The sequence below is a fragment of the Bradyrhizobium guangdongense genome, from assembly GCF_006483445.1.
Taxonomy (GTDB): Bacteria; Pseudomonadota; Alphaproteobacteria; order Rhizobiales; family Xanthobacteraceae; genus Bradyrhizobium; species Bradyrhizobium guangdongense_A.
Genome location: NZ_PPPT01000187.1, coordinates 1 through 4,157, shown reverse-complemented (window position 1 = coordinate 4,157; position 4,157 = coordinate 1). Strand labels below are relative to the sequence as shown.

General features: G+C 65.2%; 3 protein-coding genes and 1 pseudogene. All 4 read left to right on the top strand.

Annotated elements, in window-relative coordinates; genetic code table 11:
* Positions 1-194 (top strand): annotated as a pseudogene (locus tag C2U70_RS25725) (bifunctional heptose 7-phosphate kinase/heptose 1-phosphate adenyltransferase); the annotation flags it as partial.
* Entirely contained in the window at positions 191-1,477 is a 1,287-nt protein-coding gene (locus tag C2U70_RS25720; RefSeq protein ID WP_140981429.1) for an O-antigen ligase family protein, read from the top strand. The pseudogene C2U70_RS25725 and the gene C2U70_RS25720, both read left to right, overlap by 4 nt.
* 76 nt (positions 1,478-1,553) lie before the next feature.
* On the top strand, positions 1,554-3,467 hold the full coding sequence (locus C2U70_RS25715; RefSeq protein ID WP_140981428.1) for an SDR family NAD(P)-dependent oxidoreductase: 1,914 nt from the start codon (positions 1,554-1,556) through the stop codon (positions 3,465-3,467).
* A 2-nt stretch (positions 3,468-3,469) separates the two neighbouring features.
* The coding region (locus tag C2U70_RS25710) for a glycosyltransferase (protein WP_246666863.1) at positions 3,470-4,157 on the top strand (688 nt) is incomplete at its 3' end.

Sequence of the window (4,157 nt, the reverse complement as noted above, 5' to 3'; positions counted from 1 at the left end):
TCGAAGAGGATACGCCGATCCGGCTGATCACCCAGATCCGGCCGAGCGTGCTGGTGAAGGGCGGCGACTACACCCGCGAGCAGGTCGTCGGCCATGACGTCGTCGAGGCCGCAGGCGGAATCGTCATGCTCGTGGACATTCTGCAAGGTTTCAGCACGACCACGCTGGTCGATCGCGCGCGGGGCGGCAAGTGACGGCACTGGCCCCGGAGACGACATCGGCGATGCTGCTGCGCCGGCTGCGCAGCCCCGCGGCATGGGCCGATACCGTCGACGTGTTCGCGATTTTGACCGCGGCCTCGCTGCCCTGGTCGACGTCGCTTGCCGCGATCTTCAATGCGGCGCTGCTCGTCTGCATGGTGCCGTTTCTCGATGTCAGGGCGTTCCTCGAATTCCTGAAGCGGCCGATCTGCCTCGCGCCGATCGCATTGGTCCTGCTCGCGCTCGCCGGCACGCTGTGGTCGGACGTAGCCTGGGGAGCGCGCCTCTATGCTGTCAATCCGACGGCCAAGCTGCTGGTGCTGCCGGTGCTGCTCTACCATTTCGAGCGGTCGTCGCGCGGACACCATGTGTTCATCGCCTTCCTCGTGTCCTGCGCGCTGTTGTCCGTCGTGTCGTGGCTCGTCGCCTTCTATCCGGGCCTGTCGCTGAAGCCGGATTTTGAGCACGGGATCTTCGTCAAGAACTACATCAACCAGAGCCAGGAGTTCACGCTCTGCGCGGTGGCGCTGGCTTATCCGACCGTGCTGCTGGTGCGCGAGAAGCGGTATTGGCTCGCGGGACTGCTGGTCGCGATCTCGCTGAGCTTCCTTGCCAACATGGCCTTTGTGGTGGTCTCGCGCACCGCGCTCGTCACCGTGCCGATCATGCTGGCGGTGTTTGCGGTGCTCCACCTGAAATGGCGCAGCATCCTTCTCATCGCCGCCGCGCTTTGCGCGATTTCGCTGCTGGCCTGGCAGACCTCGTCCGCGCTGCGCGACAAGGTGGAAACCTTCTCCAGCCAGTACCGGCTGTACAAGGAGCAGGGCGTCAAGACCTCGGTCGGGCTGCGGCTCGAATTCTGGCGGAAGTCGCTCGGCTTCTTCGCGGAGGCGCCAATCAAGGGCCACGGAACCGGATCGACCCGCAGGCTGTTCGAACTGGCTGCGACGGGCAGTCGCAACCTGGCCTCCAGCGAGGTCATCGGCAATCCACATAACCAGACCCTGTACGTCGCGGTGCAGTGGGGCGCCATCGGCGTCGTGATTCTCTATGCCATGTGGCTGTTGCACCTCCTGCTGTTTCGCGGCGACGGGCTCGGCAACTGGATCGGGCTTCTGGTGGTGGTCCAGAACGTCTTCACCTCGGTATTCAATTCCCATCTGTTCGATTTTCACGAGGGGTGGATGTACGTGATCGGGGTCGGGGTTGCCGGGGGAATGGTGTTGAGGGCGCAGCGCACCGGGCGCGCTGTGGGGAAGGCGGTTCCTGACGCCTGATTGCTGGCAAGTGGCGGCAAGATGGGCTATCAGCGCGGTCAGGTTGCGGGCTAACTGGATACATATCGATCGGCGAATGACGCGCTTTTCGCATCTCACCTTGCGCAATTTCATGATTGCGCTCCACGACCTGCTTGCGACGGCGGCGGCGCTGTTTGCTGCGTTCTATCTGCGTTTCGAGGGCGGCGACGGCTTCTTCGTCCGCCTGCCGCTGCTGCTCCAGATCCTGCCCTATTTCCTCGCCTTCAGCGTGGTCGTGTTCTTCATCTTCAACCTGACCACCACGAAGTGGCGATTCATCTCGCTGCCCGACGCGCTGAACATCATCCGCGTCTCGACGGTGCTGACCGTCGCGCTGCTGGTGCTGGACTACATCTTCGTCTCACCCAACGTGCACGGCACCTTCTTCCTCGGCAAGGTGACCATCATTCTCTATTGGTTCCTTGAAATCTCGTTCCTGAGCGCGCTGCGGTTCGCCTATCGCTATTTCCGCTATACGCGCGTGCGGCGCCACGCCAGGGCCGAGGAAGCCTCGCCGACGCTGCTGATCGGCCGCGCCGCGGATGCCGAGGTGCTGCTCCGCGGCATCGAGAGCGGTGCCATCAAGCGCATCTGGCCGGTCGGCGTGCTGTCGCCGTCCGCTGCCGATCGCGGGCAGTCGATCCGCAACGTGCCGGTGCTAGGCAACATCGACGACATCGAGGATGTCACCGCCGACTACGCCAAGCGCAACAAGCCGATCAAGCGCGCTGTGATGACGCCGTCGGCGTTCGCGCCGGAGGCGCATCCCGAATCCGTGCTGATGCGCGCGCGCCGGCTGGGCCTCATCGTCAGCCGCATGCCGTCGCTGGAGAGCGGGGACGCGCCGCGGCTGACCTCGGTCGCGGTCGAAGACCTCTTGCTGCGCCCGAGTGAGGCGATCGACCATGCGCGGCTCGAAGCCCTGATCAAGGGCAAGGCTGTCATCGTCACCGGCGGTGGCGGTTCGATCGGCTCGGAGATCTGCGAGCGCGTGGTCGCCTTCGGCGCGGACCGCCTGCTGATCCTCGAACATTCCGAGCCGGCGCTTTACGCGATCACCGAAGCGCTCGCCGAGCACGGCACCAGCGCGGCGGTCGAGGGCCGCATCGCCGACATCCGGGATCGCGAGCGCGTCATGCGGCTGATGGCCGAGTTCAAGCCGGACATCGTGTTTCATGCCGCAGCGCTCAAGCACGTGCCGATCCTGGAGCGCGACTGGAGCGAGGGCGTCAAGACCAACATCTTCGGCTCGATCAACGTCGCCGATGCGGCGCTCGCCGCCGGCGCCGAAGCCATGGTGATGATCTCGACCGACAAGGCGATCGAGCCGGTCTCGATGCTCGGGCTCACCAAGCGTTTCGCCGAGATGTATTGCCAGGCGCTCGACCACGATCTCTCGGTGCAGGCCGGCGGCAGCAAGCCGCCGATGCGGTTGATCTCGGTCCGGTTCGGCAACGTGCTGGCGTCCAACGGCTCGGTGGTGCCGAAATTCAAGGCGCAGATCGAGGCCGGCGGCCCGGTGACGGTGACGCATCCTGACATGGTCCGCTACTTCATGACCATCCGCGAAGCCTGCGACCTCGTGATCACGGCGGCGACGCACGCACTTGCCGCCGAGCGCTCCAACGTCTCGGTCTACGTGCTCAACATGGGTCAGCCCGTGAAGATCGTCGACCTCGCCGAGCGCATGATCCGGCTCTCCGGCCTGCAGCCCGGCTACGACATCGAGATCACCTTCACCGGCATGCGGCCGGGGGAGCGGTTGAACGAGATCTTGTTCGCGTCCGAAGAACCGACCGTCGAGATCGGCGTTGCCGGCATCATGGCCGCGCGGCCGAACGAGCCGCCGATGCTGACCCTGCGCAAATGGATCGCTGCGCTCGAGCATGCGATCGCGCGCGACGACCGGGCAACCATCAGGACCATTCTGAAGGACGCCGTTCCGGAATTCGGGTCGACCGCGGCTTGACGATGCTGTCCCTGAACAAGATCGTTGTTGCGAGCCAGCATTATCCGCCGGATCCGAGCACGACGGCGGCGATCATGGCGGAGATCGCCTGTCGTCTGGCCCGGGAGCATGACGTCCTGGTGCTGTCGGGCACGCCAGGTCCGGTCCCTGCGGGCGGGCCGGGCATGCCGCGCGTCGTTGCGGTCAGGAACAGGATGACGGAGAAGGCGGCGCTGGTCCGGCGCGCCTCGGCCGAGCTGTTGTTCGCGACACGTATTTTCTTCGCGCTGGCGCGCCAATTGCGGCGCGGCGACGTGGTGCTCACCGTGACCGCGCCCTTCATGCTGCCCTATGCCGTCGTCGCGGCCGCCTGGCTGAAGGGCGCGCGGTCGGCGCTGATCATGCACGATCTGTTTCCAGATGTGCTCGTCATGGCCGGAATCTTGAAGCCCCGATCGATCGTCACGCTGATGATACGCGCCGCTAACAGTCTCATGTTTCGCGCGCTCAGCGCCGTCATCACCATTGGCCGCGACGCCGAAGCGCCGATCATGCGCTATCGCGGCATGCAGCGGGACAAGATCCGCTTCATCCCGAACTGGGCCACGCTGGTCCCCGCGCTGCGCCCGTTGAGGTCAGATAATCCGTTCCGGCAGGCGATTGCCGCGCGCTTCGTGGTCGGGCTCTCGGGCAATCTCGGCTTCACCCACG